The organism is Streptomyces misionensis, assembly GCF_007896895.1.
Classification (GTDB): Bacteria; Actinomycetota; Actinomycetes; order Streptomycetales; family Streptomycetaceae; genus Streptomyces; species Streptomyces misionensis_A.
The window spans coordinates 1-2354 of sequence record NZ_VOGW01000153.1 but is presented as its reverse complement, the minus strand read 5'-3'; the positions used below and the strand labels follow the sequence as shown (position 1 = coordinate 2354).

General features: G+C 73.5%; 2 protein-coding genes. Both read right to left on the bottom strand.

What is annotated here, in order from left to right:
• The coding region (locus FRZ03_RS25505; RefSeq protein WP_146467480.1) for a LysM peptidoglycan-binding domain-containing protein at positions 1-915 on the bottom strand (915 nt) is incomplete at its 3' end.
• 220 nt (positions 916-1135) lie between these two features.
• Positions 1136-2354 (bottom strand): cytochrome P450 family protein (locus FRZ03_RS25500; protein ID WP_146467479.1); only part of this gene is annotated, 1219 nt, incomplete at its 5' end.

The window sequence follows — 2354 nt, the reverse complement described above, 5'->3', positions numbered from 1 at the left end:
CAGGTGCAGCTGCTGGCCCGGGTAGATGAGGTCGGCGTTGTCGACGATGTCCTTGTTCAGCTCGAACAGCTTGTGCCAGCCGCCGGCCACGTGGTGCTTCGCCGCGATGGAGCTGAGGGTGTCGCCGGTGACGACCTTGTACTCGCCGTCGCCCTTCTTGACCTTCTTGCCGGTCGGGGTGGTGACGGTCTTGCCCGCGCCGCTCGCGGAGGAGCCGGTGGAGCCGGTGGAGCCGGTGGAGGCGCCCGGGTGCGGGGCCGCGTGCTTGCCGGTGTGCTTGCCGGTGTGCTTGCCGGAACCGGAACCGGAGCCGGAGGGCGGGGTGGTGGACGGGTCGGCCGAGGAGGCGTTGCCGGAGCCGGCGTGGGCGCCGCCGGCGGAGCCGTTCCCGGAGCCGCTCGGGGTGGTGTCCTGGCCGCCGCCCTGACCGCCGTTCTGCGTGCCGGAGGAGGACGACGCGTCGGGCAGGCCGGACGGGTCGGCCGCGGTGTCGCCCTGGCCGTTGCCGCCGACGCCCGGGTCGACGTCCACCGAACCGGAGTTGGGGGTCAGCCCGGACAGCAGGGCACAGGTGGCCCAGGGCAGGGTGCCCTTGTCGGCGAGGATCTTCTCGGCCACGGCGATCTGCTGCGAGCGGCTGGCCTGGTCGGCGCTGGAGGCGTACCGGGTGCCGCCGTAGTGGATCCAGTCGTCCTGGGATATCTGCAGGCCGCCGTAGTAGCCGTTGCCGGTGTCGGCGCTCCAGGAGCCGCCGGACTCGCAGCCGGCGACCTTGTCCCAGGTGGTGCCGTCGGCCGCGTGGGCGCTCGCGGCGCCGAGCAGCGGGATGGCGATGGCGGAGCCGGTCACGCCGGCCGCGACGAGGAGGGCCGGAGCCTGACGGGGGCGGCGGTGACGACCGTTCCCGGAGATCATGCGGAAGCCTTTCGTGCGACTGCGGGGGCCGGCGCGGCGGGTGGTGCCGGTCCGCCACGCTGAGGGGTGAACGTAGCCGCACTCGATCACTTGTCACAAGTTCATGCCGCACGGATCACGTGAAGATCACAGTGTTGAACGTTCGCCCTCCGCTCCGTCACACACCCTTCCCCGGCGGGGACTCCGGGGCGGAACGGGCCGCTCCGCTTCGCCGCCCGGACTACCGCTCGGCCGGCGGGGTGAACTCCACGGGCAGGGTGCGCAGGCCGCGCATGATGAGTCCGCCGCGCCAGCGCAGCTCGGCCGGGTCGGCGGCGAGCCGCAGGTCGGGCAGCCGGGTGAAGAGGGTGGCCAGCGCGCTCTGGCCCTCCAGGCGGGCGAGCGGGGCGCCGAGGCAGTAGTGGATGCCGTGGCCGTAGCCGAGGTGCTGGTTGTCCCGCCGGCCGAGGTCCAGCACGTCCGGGTCGGCGAACCGCTCCGGGTCCCGGTCGGCGGCGGCCAGCACGACGAGCACCGGGTCGCCGGGCGCGATCTCCTGCCCGCCGAGGGTGAGCGGTTCGGTGGCGAACCGCCAGGTGGCCAGCTCCACCGGGCCGTCGTAGCGCAGCAGTTCCTCCACCCCGGTCGCCAGCAGCTCGTCGTCGCCGCGGGCGAGGGCGTCCTGGAGGCGGTCGCGCTGCCCGGGGTGGGTGAGCAGGGCGTAGGTGCCGTTGCCGATGAGGTTGACGGTGGTCTCGAAGCCGGCGAAGAGAAGGATGAACGCCATCGCCGCGGCCTCGTTCTCGGTGAGGTGCTCGCCGTGGTCGGAGGCGCGGATGAGGGCGGAGATCAGGTCCTCGCCGGGCGCGGGCTCGGCGGGCAGCGCCTCGCGCTTCTTGTGGATCAGCTCGGCGAGGTAGCCGCGCATCTTCTTCACCGACCGCGCGACCCCGCCCCGCGGTCCGCCGCCGTGCCGGATCATCATGCCCGCCCAGTCCCGGAAGTCGTCCTGGTCCTCGCGCGGGACGCCGAGCAGGTCGCAGATGGCGTAGATGGGGAGCGGGAAGGCGAACTCGTGGATGAGGTCGGCGCTGCCGCGCCGCGCGAACCGGTCGATGAGCTGGTCGGTCAGCTCCTGCACCCGGGGCGCGAACTCGGCGACGCGGCGGGGCGTGAACGCCTTGCTGACCAGCCGGCGCAGCCGGGTGTGGTCCGGCGGGTCGATGTTCAGCAGATGCGTCATCAGCTCGGCCTTGCGCTCGCCGGGGATGCCGGTCTTGCCCTTGGCGTGCTCGGGCTCGTCGTGATGCGCCGGGTTCTTGCTCAGCCGCTGGTCCGCCAGCGCCTGCCGGGCGTCCGCGTACCGGGTGACCAGCCAGGCCTCGACCCCGCTGGGCAGCCGCGTCCGGCGCACGGGCGCGTGCTCGCGCAGCCAGGCGTACGCGGGGTAGGGGTCGGCG